The organism is Novosphingobium pentaromativorans US6-1, assembly GCF_000767465.1.
Classification (GTDB): domain Bacteria; phylum Pseudomonadota; class Alphaproteobacteria; order Sphingomonadales; family Sphingomonadaceae; genus Novosphingobium; species Novosphingobium pentaromativorans.
In genome coordinates this window covers 709,823-725,434 of sequence record NZ_CP009291.1, presented here as the reverse complement: position 1 = coordinate 725,434, position 15,612 = coordinate 709,823, and the positions used below count along the sequence as shown (strand labels likewise).

Sequence of the window (15,612 nt, the reverse complement as noted above, 5' to 3'; positions counted from 1 at the left end):
GACTCAAGCGGGCTTGAACCGTCATTAGCGCAAGCGCGCTTTCCCAAAACGCAATCGGACTAGACGGACTTGAAGGAAAGAGGGAGGCCAGCCGCGACCATCACCACTTCTTCGACCACCTTTGCCACAGCCTGGTTGAGCAGACCCGCTTCATCGCGGAATTGCCGGGCCAACGCATTGTCCGGCACGATACCGAGCCCCACTTCATTGCCAATCAGCGCGATGGGCACAGGACAAGCGGCGACAGCCTCGATCAGACCTTCGCGCCCTTCTACCAAGGAATGCGCCCCCAGCATCAGGTTCGACAGCCAGAGCGTGAGACAATCGACCAGCAGGGCGTCGCAGCGCCCGGCCATTCGTGCAATCGCTTCGGCAAGATCGCAAGGTGCCTCGCAAGTCTCCCAACGCTCGCCCCGCCGGCCGCGATGCAGGTCGATCCGCGCTGCCATCTCGGCATCGTGCGCCTGCGCAGTGGCGATATAACCGAGGCGACCCGGCAGAGCCTCCAGTCTCTCCTCGGCATAACGGCTCTTCCCGGAACGCGCGCCCCCGATCACCAGGAGGCGCTTCACCGGCCCGGGCTCCCGGCCAACGCAAGCAAACCCTCGATGTCGACATGCTCCTCAAGGACCCGGGCGATCGCATCGAGCGCGCCATCGACGACGTGCGACTGATCGAATCCCCTTCCCTGCGCCCCGATCCGGGCAAGGATCGCACCGCGCAGACCCGGAGTTCCGAGAAAGCCGTGGCAATAGGTGCCGATCACGCGCCCGTCCCGGCTCACAGCGCCATCGCTGCGGCCATCGGCGAAGTGCGCGAATGGCTGGATGCGGTCTGGGCCATCGGTCAACCCCATGTGCATTTCATAGCCCTGAAGCGGCTCTTCGAGAGCGGTTCCACAAACCGCCTCAAGACTTTTGACGGCCCCGATCTCGGTCTCCACATCAAGCATGCCCAGCCCGGCGACTTTCGAGGGCGCCCCCTCCACACCGCCGGGATCGGCCAGACTGCGGCCTAGCATCTGGTAACCGCCGCAGATCCCGAGAACCATGCCGCCCCTGCGCCGATGGGCGAGAATGTCGATGTCCCAGCCCTGTTCGCGCAGAAAGGCAAGGTCGGCGATCGTCGCTTTCGAGCCGGGCAAGACTACGAGCGAGGCATCGGCGGGGATCGGCGTGCCCGGGGGGATCATGGCGAGGTCTATCTCGGGCTCGCCGCGCAAGGGATCGAGATCGTCGAAATTGGCGATGCGCGGCAGGATCGGACAGGCTACGAGCTTGCGTCCGGCCTTCGCGCCCTGTCCGCGTTCGAGGATGACGGCGTCCTCGCTCGGCAGCCTGGCCGCGTCCGAAAGCCAGGGAACGACGCCATAGCCGCGCCAGCCGCTGCGTTCGGCAATCGCCTCGTAGCCGTCCGCGAACAACGCCGGATCGCCGCGGAACTTGTTGATCAGGAACCCGCGGATCATCGCCGCATCAGCGGGGTCGATGACATTGCGGGTGCCGACGACGGCGGCGATGACCCCGCCCCGGTCGATGTCCCCGACCAGGACCACCGGCACATCGGCAGCCCGGGCGAAGCCCATGTTGGCAATATCGCCCGCGCGCAAGTTGATCTCGGCGGGAGATCCGGCGCCTTCGACCACGACCAGATCGCAGCGCGCCTCGAGCCGGCGGTAACTCTCGAGGACTTCCGGAAGGAGATTGCGGCGACCTTCGCGAAAGTTTCCGGATCCCAGAGTGCCGCGCACCTTGCCGTGAACGATGAGCTGCGATGTCCGGTCTGCCTGAGGTTTGAGCAGGACCGGGTTCATGTCGACATGGAGCGGCGCGCGAGCGGCAACGGCCTGCAGCGCCTGGGCGCGGCCAATTTCTCCGCCCGCAGGAGTTACCGCCGCATTGTTCGACATGTTCTGCGGCTTGAAAGGCAGTACGCGCAGGCCCCGGTTCGCCATGGCCCGGCACAGGCCCGCAACGAGAACGGACTTGCCGACGTCCGAACCGGTCCCCTGCAACATCAACCCAGCCATGCAGCCCCCAAGACGATAGCTCCCAGCAAGGCGCAGGCGCGCCGATAGATCTTCATGGCGCGGGCAAGTGCAGCCGCGTCCGCTTCGCCCCCCTGCCCGATCCAGGGCTTGTCCGCCAGCTCTCCGTCATAGGCGATCGGCCCTGCAAGTCGCACGGACAAGGCACCGGCCATTGCTGCCTCGGGCCAGCCAGCATTGGGTGAGGCATGCCTGGCATGGTCGCGCCAGAGCGTCGCCAAGCCGCCCAAGGCGGCAAGGCACAAAAGCAAGCCGGAAAGGCGCGCGGGCAGCAGGTTCGCCAGATCGTCGCTGCGCGCCGCAGCCCAGCCGAAATGCGTATAGGGTACCTCGCGGTGGCCGATCATGCTGTCGGCCGTATTGAGCGCCTTGTAGATCCATGCTCCCGGCAGGCCGAGAACGAGCAACCAGAACAGCGGGGCTACCACACCGTCGCAAAAGCTTTCGGCAAGGCTTTCTATGGCTGCCCGTGCAACGCCAGCCTGATCGAGTGCGGTCGTGTCGCGCCCCACTATGCGCCCCACCGCTTCGCGTGCGCCCTCAAGGTCCCCTTGCCGCAAGGCCCGGTGGATCGGGCGTACGTGGTCGTCAAGGCTGCGAGCGGCCATTGCCGGCCATGCCAGCAGGCCAAGGACCGGCCAGGACCAGATTCCGGCGAATCCTCGCACCGCCTGTTCGATCAGCCAAGCGCCGCCCCCCGCAACGAGGAGGAGCAGGCAGACAGTAAGGCAACCCCCGGCACGGCGCGTGCGCTCGCGTGCGGATCGCAGGTTTAAACGCCGGTCGCACGCCGTGATCAGTGCGGCGAATGCGCCGACCGGGTGGCCCACGCGGCGGTGAAGCCATGCGGGCCAGCCAAGTGCCCCCTCGATGGCCATGGCGCAAAAGGCGATGGCTTCAGCCATGCGAAAGCGCCCGGTCGAGGCGCGCCAGATCGCGCGTAGATGCCGGGGCCCCGATGCGCAGCCAGTCGGGACTACGTTCGAATGGCCGCACCAGAATGCGGTTTTGCGCAAGGTGGCGAAACAGGGTTTGTGCGCTGCGCGTCTCGACAAGCCGAAAAAGGGGGCAGGCCCCCAGCGGCGTCAACCCGTGTCCAGCCAGAACCGAGTCGATCGCGCGCGCCCGTTCGAACAGCGCAAGGCGCGTTCCGGCAATCCAGGCGGAGTCGCCGTATGCCGCGCTGCCAATGGCGAGCGCGGCCGAGTGAACCGGCCAATCGCCGATCGCTTCGCGAAAGGCTGCGATCATGTCGCCCGGACCGAGCACGAAGCCGAGCCTCAGACCGGCAAGGCCGAAAAACTTGCCGAAGGAGCGCAGGACGATCAACTGCCGTCCGTCCTGAACCCCGGACGCGACGCTCTCAACGGGATCGCAATCGGCATAAGCCTCGTCGACCACGAGCCAGGAACCCGCCATCGTCAGGCGATCAGACCAGTCGAGAACGTCATTGCCCCGCCTGAGCTTGCCGTCGGGATTGTTCGGATTGGCAAAAATCAGCGCGGCGGGTTTCTTCGGGACTTCGCCAAAGTGCGCGCACGGCCCGGCAAAGGCCTCTTCGTGGCTGCCATAGGCGGGTTGCAGCGAGCGCCCCGGCATACCCAGCAGGCGCCCGACGAGGCGGATCGCCAATTCGCTTCCCCCGATCGCGCAGCAATGATCCGGATCGACACCAAAGTGCGCAGCGGCGCGCGCCTCCAACTCGCTCAAGGCGTCAGGTTCGGGAAGCCGGCTCCAGTCGGTCGCGGCGACTGCGGCGCTGGGCCATGGCGATGGATTGATGCCAGTGGACAGGTCCAGCCAGTCACCCGGACGGCCGCCGAAGCGCCGACAGGCCTCGAGCAGCCGTCCTCCGTGACGTACAGGCGGCAGCGCGTTCATGTCAGGACCAGCGCGGCGAGAAGCGCGGTCTCGCATAGCTCTATCCCTGCACCATGACCGTCGCCCGAGATCCCGCCCAGCCTGCGCCGCACCCAGACCGCCCACAGCGGGATCGCGATAGCCAGCAGAGCGAAAGGCGGCTCCCATATCGCGCCGATGAGGGCAGGAACGGCCCAGAGCACGAGGTCGATTTCGCGCACGCCGGAACCGAGCCGGCTTCCCAGCCCCTCGTGCAGGGAAGGCAGCATCCTGGCCCAGTACAGCGGCCCCAAGCGTGCCAGGGCCGGCAGGATGCAGAGCATGGGCAAATCGGCCAGGGCCATGTGCTCAAGCAGCACGAACTTGGCGAGCAACTGTAGCACGACCACCACGACCCCGAAGCTGCCGACGTGCGGATCGGACAGGACCTCGGAAAGTCGCGTGGCATTGCCGTGCGCAGCCCCGGCGGCATCGGCGACATCGGCCAGTCCATCGAGGTGCAGCGCGCCTGTCACCGCTGCCCAGGCGAGCAGCGCCAGCAGCGCTGACAGCCAGGCGCCCTGGAGCGATCCCAGCCACCATGCGCCGGAAACGACGCCTCCCACGACAAGACCCACTACCGGGAAGTAGCGCAGCAGCGCCGCGAAGTCGGTCTCGTCCACATTCACCTGCGGCAAGGGAATGCGCGTGGTGAATTGCATGGCGAGGACGAAGCGCCGTATCATGGCGCCGGTGCCTCGATCGCGATGATCTGCCCGGCGCTTTTGCCCCCCAGCCACACGCGAAGGCTGACGAGCGCACCGTAAGGCAGGTCGAACGCCCAGACCCCGCGATGATCGAGACCGGTGAGGTACGAGACTGCAGCCCGGATCGAACCGCCGTGGGCAAGGACGAGGCTGTCCTCGCGCATTTCTTCCACTGCCGCGCCCACCCGTTGCAGGAGCGCCGACCAGGTTTCTCCATCCGGCGGAGGGAAGGAATCGGGATCGTCCCAGAACCGCGCCAAAGCGTCTGCGGGCAAGTGTTGCGCGGCCTTTCCGTCCCATGTTCCGAAATCGAGTTCGCGCCAGCGAGGGTCCATATCGATCGGAACATGGCGCCGGGCCGCAATCTGCCGGGCAGGAGCATGCGCGCGTTCGAGATCGGAGCAGCAGATCCGGGAGAAGGCCAGTTCGGCCCCGCGTGCGGCGCAAGCGGCAACGCCCGATGCCAGCGGCGGCTCGTCGAGATGTCCGAGCATCAGGCCGGGACGCTGCGGAGCCCCGTGCCGCATGAGGTGCAGCACGAAACCCTTCATTGCGCTTGCGACACTCTGGCCTCGGCAAAGGTCGCCATGCCATTGTGCGCGGCAATCGCCGAACGCACGAGCTGCGTCGCCACTGCCGCGCCGGTCCCCTCGCCAAGGCGCATCCCGAGCCGCAGCAGGGGCTCGAGGCCCAGCCAGTCAAGCAGCCGCAGATGGCCCGCTTCCGCGGAACAGTGTGCAGCCAGGCAATGCGCCGCGAACTGCGGCTGGTCGGCCACCAGCGGCGCAATCGACGCGCATGCGATGTAGCCGTCGAGAAGGACCGGAATGCGTTTCATCCGCGCGGCCAGGATGGCCCCGGCCATGGCCGCGATTTCCCGTCCGCCCAGTCGGCGCAGGGTTTCGAAGGCATCGTTGCAGGCGGGGCCGTGACAGGCAAGCGCCAGCGAGACGACAATCCGCTTGCGCAGGACTCCGTCCATCTCGAGCCCGGTTCCGGCCCCTACCCAGTCTTCCACCGCGCCCTTGCAGGACTGCGCACAAAGGGCGGCAGCGGGCGTCGTGTTGCCGATGCCCATTTCGCCTACGAAGAGCAGATCCAGCCCATCTTCGACGACTCCGGCACCGGCATTGATCGCGGCAAGGCAATCGCCTTCGCTCATTGCCGGCTCTTCCACGAAGTCGGCAGTCGGCCTTTCCAGCTCGATGGGCACGATCACCAGTTCCGCGCCGCAGGCATCGGCCATGGCATTGATCGCCGCTCCGCCAGCTGCGAAATTGGCAACCATCTGGGCTGTCACTTCCGCAGGATAAGTGCTGAGGCCACGTGCCGCGATGCCGTGATTCCCGGCGAAGATCGCCGCACGGATACGATCCAGACGAGGCCTCTCGCGGTCCTGCCACGAGGCCATGAAGATGGCGATGTCTTCGAGACGGCCAAGCGATCCCAATGGCTTGGTCAGAGCGTTCTGGCGCAGCTGGGCGGCCGCCAGCGCCACTTTGTTGGCCGCAGGCAGATCGGCAAGGGCAGCCGCGAAAGCCCCCCGGCTTTCGAACTGGATCATGTGCAAAGATACCCTTCGGGCGGGGTACGCGTGATAAAATGACCTTTCACGCCCTGCGGCCAGCTGCGGTAGGGAACGACGCCTTCCTCGCTTTCAGCATGTTGCGCAGCATAGCTGAGGATCGCGTGCGCGGCCTCGCGGTCTGCGGCGAAATCGCCGAGAACGTAACCGACCTTGCCCGGCGCGCGGACATGCACCGTGCAGAAACGCTTGCAGGCAAACAGGCACGGCATTTCCTGCACGGCGACCGCCGCCAGGGCCGGTTCTTCGGCCTGGACTTCGCGCATGGCCGAGGCAAGGCGCGCACCGCCCCGCTTGCCATGCTCATCCTCGCGCTCGGTCTCGGAATGGCGGCAGGTCGAGCAGACCACCACAGAAGCTTCAGCTTTCACGGCACGCAGCATCAACGCATCGCTCCAGAACACGGACGACAAATAGACATCAAGAGCATGTTCACGCTCCCTCCTTGCAAACGGCTCCAGCCCTGCCGGAAGCGAGACCGGCAAGACGATGACTGTCGTTGCGCGAGGGACGACCCCGCTTTGCGCAAGGCCCTCGAACACCCGGTGCGCCCTGCCCGGATGAAGAACGACTGCGGCAGGCAGGTCTCCTGGCTCACGGGTCAGCGCCGCTCCGGCCGCCTTCTCAGGACCGGCTTGGGGTCCCAATGGCGAAATGGCCGGATGGCTCGCCGCTTACAGTTGCAGGGGCAGCCCGGGACTTGCACCCGAATTCCCTTTTGATCCCCTTGCGGGGAACCTGTCGCAGCCCGGCAAGTATCGCGCAGTCATGCCCTTCGCAAGCGCAATATGCTTGCAGGCAGCCTTGCCCTGACCTATCCGCGAGGCCGTAACGGGTGCCCGCAAGGGCTTAATCGGGAAGTCCGGGCAGCGAAGTCTTCGCCGCATCTACGGCACTGCTCCCGCAACTGTGACCGGTGAGCGCATCGCCATTATGCCATTGAACGGGCACACCCTGTTCGAGAAGGCGGCGAAAGGCGCGGCGAACCGGAAAGTCAGGAAACCGGCCCGCTACCGTCGTTCCTTCGCGCGGGCGGGATGAACCGGGCGGACGAGGGCCTCGCATCCTGCGGGCAATCCCTTGGCAAACGACAATCGTGCGTGCGTCGAAGAGGAAACCCGAGTGAATGCCAGACTTGCCGGACTCTCCTTCGCCCCGCCGCATGCCACCCACGAGAGAGGCCAGACCGTTATGACCGATACCGAGAATCTCACCGAAGAAGACCGCCGCCACAAGGAACGGACCCGCAAGCTCAAGTCCTTAGTCGATGCGCGCATTGCTGCAGCCAGGATCGACAAGGGCCTGGTGCTCGTCCTTACCGGAAACGGCAAGGGCAAGTCCTCGAGCGCCTTCGGCATGGTGGCTCGCACGCTGGGCTACGGGCGCACGGCTGCGGTATTCCAGTTCATCAAGAGCAAGGTCGACGTGGGCGAACGCGCTTTCCTCTCCGTGCAGCCGGGCGTCACCTGGGAGAACTGCGGCGAGGGCTTCACCTGGGAAACCCAGAACCGCCAGCGCGACATTGCCGCTGCGCAGGCCGGGTGGACCAAGGCAAAGGCCGCGCTGGCCGATCCTGAGATCTCGCTCGTCGTGCTAGATGAACTGACGTACCTCATCAATTACGGCTACCTCACGCTGGAAGAAGTCCTTCCTGCGATCAGGAACCGGCCGGAGATGCAGCACGTGGTAATCACCGGGCGCGCGGCCCATGCCGAATTCATCGAACTGGCCGACACGGTAAGCAGGATCGGTGACGAGAAGCACGCTTTCCGCAATGGCATCAAGGCGCAGCCGGGGATCGACCTCTAGCCAACGGCAGCGCACTGCAAGCAGAAATGTCCTCGCCGCAAGGCCCTATACCTGCCGGACGGAACTGTTAGGTTCCGTCCCGGCGATCGCGCGAGTCCCTGACTGAAGGGGCCATCGCCGCGACAAGATCGATTGAAGCTACCCCGCGGAGAACCCTATTGCGCCGCCTTTTCCTGTCCGTCGGCCTTGCCGCACTGACACTGACGACCATTTCCCAGGCCAGCGTTTCCCAGGCCAGCGTTTCCCAGGCCAGTCCGCCCCCTGCAGCAACCGTCGAGCAGACCGCACGGGCCGAAGTACCGGAGCGGGAACAGGCCGGGTTTGCAAAGCATGCAATGGTCGCGGCGGCCAATCCCCTCGCTGTGAAGGCAGGGGTGGACGTGCTGCGCAAGGGCGGCTCGGCGGTCGACGCCGCAGTGGCGATCCAGGCGGTCCTCGGCCTTGTCGAACCGCAGAGTTCGGGGATCGGCGGCGGCGCCTTCATGGTCTACTACGACGCGAAGAGCCGCAAGGCGACATACTACGACGGGCGCGAAACCGCGCCTGCCGGCGCGACCGACCGCCTATTCCTCGACGATGAGGGCAACCGACTGCCTTTCTTCGATGCGGTTCTTGGCGGCATTTCAACCGGCGTGCCCGGGGCCGTGGCCATGCTCGACATGGCCCATCACGATCACGGCAAGCTTGCCTGGGCGGACCTGCTGAAGCCGGCCGGCAATCTTGCCGAGGACGGCTTCATCGTCAGCCCCCGCCTTGCCGGCATGATCCGGATGGAGCGCGCACCGCAATCCTCCGCGCCCGATGCTGTCGCGTATTTCTCCAAGGCGGACGGCACCCGCTATGCCGCGGGGGACCGGCTGCGCAATCCGGCCTACGCCCGCACCTTGGAGCGGATCGCCAGGTTCGGAGCCTCCGGCCTGCTGACCGGCCCTGTTGCCGCTGACATCGTCAGGCGCGTGAGCGAGGGACCGCGCCCGAGCACGATGACGCTGGCCGACCTCGCCGCCTATCGCCCGCGCTCCGGCCCGGCGCTTTGCGAACCTTACCGCGTCTACATGGTCTGCACGCCGCAGGCACCGTCCGGCGGCCCGGGACTGCTCATGGCGCTGGGCATTCTCGACCATACCGATATCGGCAAGCGCAATGCCAAAGATGAAAAGGCCTGGTTCGAGTTCGCGCAGGCAAGCCGGCTGGCCTATGCCGACCGCGACCGCTACGTCGGCGATCCGGCCTTCGTCGAAGTTCCGATCAAGGGCCTGCTCGATCCGGACTACCTGGCAGCGCGCGCCGAACTGATCGGCGAACGCGCAGGCCCGGTCAGCTTCGGCCATCCGGAGGGCGCACCTGCTGTCGGCCCCGACGCTACGGCCGAGCCTGGCGGGACAAGCCACTTCATCGTCGTCGATGGCGAGGGCAATGTCGTCTCGATGACGACCACGGTGGAGAGCATCTTCGGTTCCGGACGAATGGTCGACGGGTTCTTCCTCAACAACCAGCTTACCGATTTCTCGTTCTCTCCCACCGATAAAGACGGAGCGCCAGCAGCGAATGCCCCCGCCCCCGGCAAGCGACCGCGCTCGAGCATGGCACCGGCCATCGTCCTGACGAAGGACGGCCGCTTTCATGCCGCTGCCGGATCGCCCGGCGGGACTTCGATCCAGGCCTATAATCTCAAGGCGCTGGTAGCGATGCTGGACTGGCACATGTCTCCGCAGGACGCAGTGGCGCTGCCCAACCTTGTCGCCAAAGGCGATACCTTCCGCGCCGATCCGTTCCCCGAACCGATCATGACCGGCCTTGCTGCACGCGGCATGCCGCTCTCGACCTCTCGCAGCGAGGAGTCGGGAATTCAGGCGATCGTGGTCCAGAACGGCGGCTATGAAGGCGGAGCCGATCCAAGGCGCGAGGGCATGGCGCGGGGCTTTTGAGGCAGGTCTTCATACCTCCAAATCCCCGCGTTCCAGTTCGAGACGCAGCGTCAATTTGAGTTAACAGACCGGCGCTTTTCCTTTAGTTTACGGCTACGGGGGAAGTGCCATGATCCTTGAATGCCAGAGCAAGAAGACGATCCGCCCAGCGATGCTCGGCGCGGTCGCTCTGGTCATGGCCCAATCCGCACCGGCAATGGCCGGTGAGGACGGCGTCAATCGCATGGCCGTGGTCGACACCGGGACCGCGGGAAGTTGCCTGACCGCCGGAGCCATCGTCAGCGACCGCGCCGCCTGCGTCACGTCGCCCCACCCTGCCCCGGTCGCCGCTGCTCAAGCTCCGCCTGCACGCATCACCGTCGGCCGCGCCGTCGATCTCAGCGGGCAGGAACCGGTTCGCTATCTTTCGTCTTCCGCTTCGCTCGATCAGAGCCGATCGGTCATCATGTCTTCCAGCGGTCGATTCCGGGACACGGTACGCCTGCTGACGCCGCCACCGGGCACTGGATCGGGCGGTGCGCCCCAAGGCATGCCGCTGCGCTCAAGCAGGCTGTCGAGCGGCTTCGGCCTGCGCATGCATCCCCTGCTCAACCAGGTGCGCATGCATACCGGCGTTGACCTTGCAGCGGCCATGGGTGAACCGGTGCATGCCACTTCGGCGGGTGTCATCATGTCGGCAGGATGGCAGGGCGGCTACGGTCTAGCGGTCCGCATCAACCACGGCAAAGGGGTGGAGACGCTCTATGGCCACCTCTCCCGCCTGAACGTCAGCTCGGGCCAAGCGATCAAACCGGGCGACGTCATCGGTTTCGTCGGCTCGACCGGTCGGTCTACCGGCCCCCACCTGCACTACGAAGTGCGCAAGGACGGGCGTCCGATCGATCCTTCTTCCAGCTTGCACAAGTAACCCCGTCTCCGCCTCAGAATGCGGAAGCTGCGGTGATGAGCGCGCCTGCAGCTATGGCGATGCCATATGGCAGCTTGTCGAAATTGTCGTCCGAGCCACGCCCGCCGATCGGCTTGCGCATGATCCGGCGAACGGTGAACCAGACGAGGAAGAGGACAAGGCCTGCGATCGAAACCGACAGAAGCAGGCGCGATGCCTGCGACCACGCGAACCAGCCGGCGCAACCGGCATAGAACTTGGCATCCCCGCCACCGATCATGCCGAAGCGGAACAGGACCATGCCTACCGCCAGCGCAACCCCCAGATGCAGGCCGTGGCTACCCACGCCGCCCAATCCGGCTTCATAAGCGGCAAGGGCAAGGCCGGCCCCAGCCGTCAAGAGGCAAAGCCAGTTCGGGATGCGCCGCTGTACTGTGTCGGACCAGCTCGCATAGAAACAGGCGGGAACCAGCACCAACAGTTCCGCCCAGAAAATGACATTCATCTAATCGGCTACCCTGCGAGCGTCAGCGCGAAGTCGGAAAATCGATCCGCACGAGCGGCTTGAATCCGGCCTTATCGGCCCTGGCGGTCTTGGGCGGATCTGCGTCGGTTGCCCCGCCAGAAGCGTCCGCCTTGCCGCCCTCGACCTTGTCTTTAGTGTTGTCCTTAGCGTTGTCCTGCTTGCGGCCATCATCGGAGAATTCGATGCGCACGGCCGGCCTGAACGTGTCGAGCTTGCCCCCGCGCACGCCCACGACCGGCAAGGAACCGCGTCCCGCCTGGCTCTCGGGCTGGACCGACCGGATCATAACTTCGCCGCGCGAAATGCGCTGGAGCGTAGCCCCGCTTGTCGAGGGTGCCGTCTGCCGTGCAGGCTCTTCGGCTGCGGCGACCTCAGGCCTCGCTTCCTGCGACTGGATGTCGTGCGCTCCCGTCAACGTGCGAGCCGCGACTTGCGCAGCAAAGTCCGCTTCGTGCCTTTCGGCCAACAGGGTCGAGCGCATCAGGCGCGCCATGTTGGCCTGGTACATCGCATTCTTCGGCTCGACGGCAAGCGCTTCGGAAAAGAAGCGGTGCGCCTGCTCGAACTGGCCTAGCCGCACATAGGCGACGCCCATACCGTTGGCTGCGGGACCGATCTGGTCGCCAGCTGCAAGCGCCTTCTGGAACTGCTCGATAGCCTGGCCCGTCCGGCCTGCAGCCAGATGCGCGCGTCCTTCGGCCACTGCCGCGGCAGCACTGTCGGCATCTGCGGTGCGCACCTGAACTTCCGGCTTTGCTTCGTGGCGAAGTCCGAAGAATTCGAGCGCCCGCCCGCACCCGCTCAACGACATCGCCATCAGTACGACGCAAGCGATGCGCGTTCCTGTCTTGCTCAACATGTCAGCCCCCTGTCATTGTCGGAAGGAGAATTCGCACGACCCGGATGGCCGCAGGCAGCATCAGCGTGCCGATCATCGTCGGCAGCATGCAGGCCACCAATGGAATGGAAATCAGGACCGGAATGCGGTGCGCCTTTTCTTCTGCGCGCATCCGGCGCTTCTCGCGCATTTCCGAGGCATAGACCCGCAGGGTCATCGCTATGCTGGTCCCCAGCTTGTCGGACTGGATCAGCAGAGTCGCGAAAGAGGCGATCTCATCGATGCGCGCCATGGCAGCCATATTGCGCAGCGCGGATTCACGCGTGGCGCCGGCCCTCAGTTGCAGCGTCGTGGTCACCAGCAGGCGCGAGACCAGCGGATGCGAGTTGACCATCTCGCGCCCTACCCGGTCGAACGCTGCCTCTAGCCCCAGCCCCGCCTCGACGCAGACCAACATAAGGTCGAGAGCATCGGGAAAGCCGTTGAGGACTTCACGGCGGCGCGAGGCGGCGCGCGCCCGCACATAGATGTTGGGAACGTAGAGCCCCATCACGGCACTGAATGCGCCGATAAAATAGAGCTTCATGTAACTTACGTCACTGCCCGCAAGAAGCAGCAAACCGATCATCGCAGTCGGCAGGACGACGACCAGGACCAGGCGCACCAGCGTATAGACGCGCGCAGCGGCTGGAGATTCGAAGCCTGCCGCCTGCATCTGTTCAGTCAGGGCGTCGGACTTGGTATCGCCTAGGTCGAGTCCGGCCTTTTCGATCCGGGCGACCAGGCGCGACCACGCATCCTCGCTGGAACGGCGCAGGCTGGACGCCGATTGCGAACTGATACTCTCGCTCCCGATCACTTCCAGCTTCGTACGCACGCGCGAGCGCTTGGAAGTGGCAAGCATGACGGCCAGCGTCACACCGACCACGAGCGCGAAGATCAGCAGCAACAGGAAGTTGCGGATAAGAGCGTTGTTGGCGACAAACTCGACCATATTACACCTTCAGGTCCGTCAGGCGCCGAATGGCATAAACGCCTACGCAATAGAGCACGAAGAGCGCGGGAAAACCGACGACAAAAATGGGGTCCTGGGCCACGTCCAGATAGAACTTCGGGTTGACCAGGAACATGCTGAGCAGGGTGAATACGGGCAGGACGGTTAGCATCCAGCCGGTCATGCGCCCTTCCGAACTGAGGGCCCGCACCTTGAGATAGAGCGCTGCGCGCTCGCGGATCACCTTCGAAAGGTTATCGAGAATTTCCGCCAGGTTGCCGCCCGTCTCGCTTTGCACCGAGACGCACACAACGAACATGCGAATGTCTTCCAGGTCCCAGCGCTCAGCCATGGCGGCGAAGGCATCGTTGAGCTCTGCGCCATAGGCCACTTCGTCGGAGACGAGGCCGAATTCGGTGCCTACGGGATCGGGCATTTCCTCGGTGATGATGCCGACCGCCGAGGCAATCGGATGGCCCGATCGCAGCGAACGGGAGAAAATGTCCAGGGCCACAGGGAACTGCTCTTCCATGCGCTTGCGGCGCTGTTCGGCCTTGCGGCTGATCAGGAGGATCGGCAGCGCAATCGTCGCGCCCAGGCACAAGACCACCACCAACTGAACGACGCCCAGCGTGATTGTGATGCGCAATACGAAAAGGACCAGCAGCAACAGGCCCAGAGACGCGAAGAAGGCGATGACCATGCGCAGCAGGATCTGCTTCGCATCGGTCCGTATGGCCGCCATCATCACCATGCGGATGAAGTTGACGTACTTGCGTTCAATCCAACCGGCATGGGCGGAGAGGTGCGGCGGCGCATTCTTCAGCAGGTTGTAGGCTACCGTTTCACGCGAAAGGCCGGCCCGCAGCATTCGCAGACGTTCGTTGATGCCGCTGCGCTCCGAGCGCCGATCCCAGAAGAAGCGCAGGAATGTCTGCGAAATTAGGAAGACGGCGACAAATGCCGCGATCAGGACGAAAAGTCTGACGAACAGGCCCGTCATTACGCGTCGAACCCGGCAGCGTGGCGAAACAGTTCTGGATCGAGATGAATGCCCTGTTCGGCAAGTTGGCCTGCGAACTTGGGCCGAATGCCAGTCGCCTCGAAATGCCCCATGACATTGCCGGCGTCGTCGCGCCCGGTCATCTTGAAGCGGAAGATCTCCTGCATGGTGATCGTGTCGCCTTCCATGCCGGTGATCTCGCTGAGCGAGAGCAGCTTGCGCTTGCCGTCCGAAAGGCGTCCGATCTGGATCACGACGTTGATGGCCGCCGCGATCTGTCCGCGGATCGAGCGGGAGGAAATGTCGATGCCGCTCATGCCGACCATCTGCTCGATACGAGAGAGTGCGTCGCGCGGAGTATTGGCATGGATCGTCGTCATCGACCCGTCGTGGCCAGTGTTCATCGCCTGCAGCATGTCGAAGGCCTCACCGGCACGGCATTCGCCAAGGATGATGCGGTCGGGACGCATGCGCAGGGCGTTCTTGACGAGCTCGCGCTGCGTGACCTCGCCCTTCCCTTCGATGTTGGCCGGCCGCGTTTCGAGGCGGGCAACGTGCTCCTGCTGGAGTTGAAGTTCCGCCGAGTCTTCGATGGTAACGATGCGTTCACGCTCGTCGATGAAGGAGGACAACGCATTGAGCATCGTCGTCTTGCCCGAGCCGGTGCCGCCGGAAATGATGATGTTGCGCCGTCCGAGCACGATGCCGCGCATCACTTCAGCGACCTGCGGGACGATACTGCCGATCTCGACCATGCGCTCCATGCTGATCGGCTTCTTGGAGAACTTGCGGATCGAAAGCAGCGCGCCATCGATGGCCAGCGGCGGAACAATCGCATTGACGCGCGAACCGTCCTGCAGGCGAGCGTCGACGAAGGGCGAAGACTCGTCGATACGGCGACCGACCGCGCTGACGATCTTCTGGATGATCCTGAGCAGATGGCGCCCGTCCTGAAAGCGCGTGGTGACTTTCTCAAGGACGCCGAAGCGTTCGACGAAGACCGAATCCGGGCCGTTCACAAGAATATCGTTGACCGTCTCGTCCTTGAGCAGCGGCTCGAGAGGCCCGAGGCCGAGGAGCTCGTCGAGAACCTCCTCGCACAGGGTCAGGCGCTCGGCGCGGTTCAGCATTTCGCTCCGCTGCTCGAGGATCTCGGCGACGATGACCGAAATCTCGTTGGCAATCGTCTCGCGCGACATCTTGTCGAGCGCCGCGAGGTTAATCTGGTCGAGCAACTGGCGGTGGATCTCGATCTTGAGGTCGAGCTGGCGCGATGCTGCCCGCTGCTCCGGTTCGAAAAGAGGCGCAGGCGTCAGCTTGTCGAGCGACAACTTCGGCGTCGCAACTGGCGGATCCTGGAGTTCGGGCGTTCTGCGAAGCTGCCACATGA

Annotated in this window: 16 protein-coding genes and 2 riboswitches; of the genes, 3 read left to right on the top strand and 13 right to left on the bottom strand. The window is 64.8% G+C overall.

Going from position 1 to position 15,612, the window contains the following annotated elements; translation table 11 throughout:
* Positions 1-59: 59 nt before the first annotated feature.
* From cobU to JI59_RS03240, 8 genes are read right to left on the bottom strand one after another with little or no spacing between them, the layout of a single operon-like run.
* A complete protein-coding gene (cobU, locus tag JI59_RS03275; RefSeq protein WP_007015188.1) occupies positions 60-572 on the bottom strand; it encodes a bifunctional adenosylcobinamide kinase/adenosylcobinamide-phosphate guanylyltransferase in 513 nt (170 codons plus the stop codon).
* The gene (locus JI59_RS03270) at positions 569-2,029 is read right to left on the bottom strand and encodes a cobyric acid synthase (protein ID WP_007015187.1); all 1,461 of its coding nucleotides are present in this window, start codon (positions 2,027-2,029) and stop codon (positions 569-571) included. Before JI59_RS03270 ends, cobU begins: the two co-directional genes overlap by 4 nt.
* The gene (gene cbiB, locus JI59_RS03265; protein WP_007015186.1) at positions 2,017-2,952 is read right to left on the bottom strand and encodes an adenosylcobinamide-phosphate synthase CbiB; all 936 of its coding nucleotides are present in this window, start codon (positions 2,950-2,952) and stop codon (positions 2,017-2,019) included. Before cbiB ends, JI59_RS03270 begins: the two co-directional genes overlap by 13 nt.
* Positions 2,945-3,928 carry a threonine-phosphate decarboxylase gene (locus JI59_RS03260; RefSeq protein WP_007015185.1) on the bottom strand — a complete coding sequence of 328 codons (984 nt, stop codon included), beginning with the start codon at positions 3,926-3,928 and terminating at the stop codon, positions 2,945-2,947. Before JI59_RS03260 ends, cbiB begins: the two co-directional genes overlap by 8 nt.
* The gene (gene cobS / locus JI59_RS03255; protein WP_007015184.1) at positions 3,925-4,632 is read right to left on the bottom strand and encodes an adenosylcobinamide-GDP ribazoletransferase; all 708 of its coding nucleotides are present in this window, start codon (positions 4,630-4,632) and stop codon (positions 3,925-3,927) included. The genes JI59_RS03260 and cobS overlap by 4 nt, the downstream gene beginning before the upstream one ends.
* On the bottom strand, positions 4,629-5,204 hold the full coding sequence (locus tag JI59_RS03250; protein ID WP_007015183.1) for a histidine phosphatase family protein: 576 nt from the start codon (positions 5,202-5,204) through the stop codon (positions 4,629-4,631). Before JI59_RS03250 ends, cobS begins: the two co-directional genes overlap by 4 nt.
* Positions 5,201-6,217, bottom strand: coding sequence for a nicotinate-nucleotide--dimethylbenzimidazole phosphoribosyltransferase (cobT, locus tag JI59_RS03245; RefSeq protein WP_038575450.1), 1,017 nt, complete (start codon positions 6,215-6,217; stop codon positions 5,201-5,203). Before cobT ends, JI59_RS03250 begins: the two co-directional genes overlap by 4 nt.
* Positions 6,214-6,621 (bottom strand): DUF1636 domain-containing protein, encoded by a 408-nt coding sequence (locus JI59_RS03240; RefSeq protein WP_038576877.1) that lies wholly within the window; start codon positions 6,619-6,621, stop codon positions 6,214-6,216. The genes cobT and JI59_RS03240 overlap by 4 nt, the downstream gene beginning before the upstream one ends.
* Positions 6,622-6,800: 179 nt before the next feature.
* Positions 6,801-6,995: riboswitch (cobalamin riboswitch) on the bottom strand.
* A gap of 59 nt (positions 6,996-7,054) precedes the next feature.
* Positions 7,055-7,263, top strand: a riboswitch (cobalamin riboswitch).
* A gap of 97 nt (positions 7,264-7,360) precedes the next feature.
* Between JI59_RS03240 and cobO the strand changes: the two genes are divergently transcribed.
* From cobO to JI59_RS27540, 3 genes are all read left to right on the top strand, one after another.
* Positions 7,361-8,047 carry a cob(I)yrinic acid a,c-diamide adenosyltransferase gene (cobO, locus tag JI59_RS03235; RefSeq protein ID WP_007015179.1) on the top strand — a complete coding sequence of 229 codons (687 nt, stop codon included), beginning with the start codon at positions 7,361-7,363 and terminating at the stop codon, positions 8,045-8,047.
* A gap of 158 nt (positions 8,048-8,205) precedes the next feature.
* Positions 8,206-9,975, top strand: coding sequence for a gamma-glutamyltransferase (gene ggt, locus JI59_RS03230; RefSeq protein ID WP_007015178.1), 1,770 nt, complete (start codon positions 8,206-8,208; stop codon positions 9,973-9,975).
* Positions 9,976-10,084: 109 nt separating this feature from the next.
* Positions 10,085-10,882: a M23 family metallopeptidase gene (locus tag JI59_RS27540; protein WP_007015177.1), complete on the top strand. Its 798-nt coding sequence runs from the start codon at positions 10,085-10,087 to the stop codon at positions 10,880-10,882.
* 13 nt (positions 10,883-10,895) lie between these two features.
* Here JI59_RS27540 and JI59_RS03220 read toward each other — a convergent pair whose 3' ends face one another.
* Genes JI59_RS03220 through JI59_RS03200 form a run of 5 tightly spaced genes read right to left on the bottom strand, consistent with a single transcriptional unit; the run spans position 10,896 to position 15,610 of the window.
* Entirely contained in the window at positions 10,896-11,366 is a 471-nt protein-coding gene (locus JI59_RS03220) for an A24 family peptidase (RefSeq protein ID WP_007015176.1), read from the bottom strand.
* Positions 11,367-11,388: 22 nt separating this feature from the next.
* Entirely contained in the window at positions 11,389-12,246 is an 858-nt protein-coding gene (locus JI59_RS03215; protein WP_007015175.1) for a tetratricopeptide repeat protein, read from the bottom strand.
* A gap of 1 nt (position 12,247) precedes the next feature.
* Positions 12,248-13,219, bottom strand: coding sequence for a type II secretion system F family protein (locus JI59_RS03210; protein ID WP_007015174.1), 972 nt, complete (start codon positions 13,217-13,219; stop codon positions 12,248-12,250).
* 1 nt (position 13,220) lies between these two features.
* A complete protein-coding gene (locus JI59_RS03205) occupies positions 13,221-14,222 on the bottom strand; it encodes a type II secretion system F family protein (RefSeq protein ID WP_007015173.1) in 1,002 nt (333 codons plus the stop codon).
* Positions 14,222-15,610, bottom strand: a complete 1,389-nt coding sequence (locus JI59_RS03200; protein WP_007015172.1) for a TadA family conjugal transfer-associated ATPase — start codon at positions 15,608-15,610, stop codon at positions 14,222-14,224. The genes JI59_RS03205 and JI59_RS03200 overlap by 1 nt, the downstream gene beginning before the upstream one ends.
* Between the last annotated feature and the right edge of the window lie 2 nt (positions 15,611-15,612).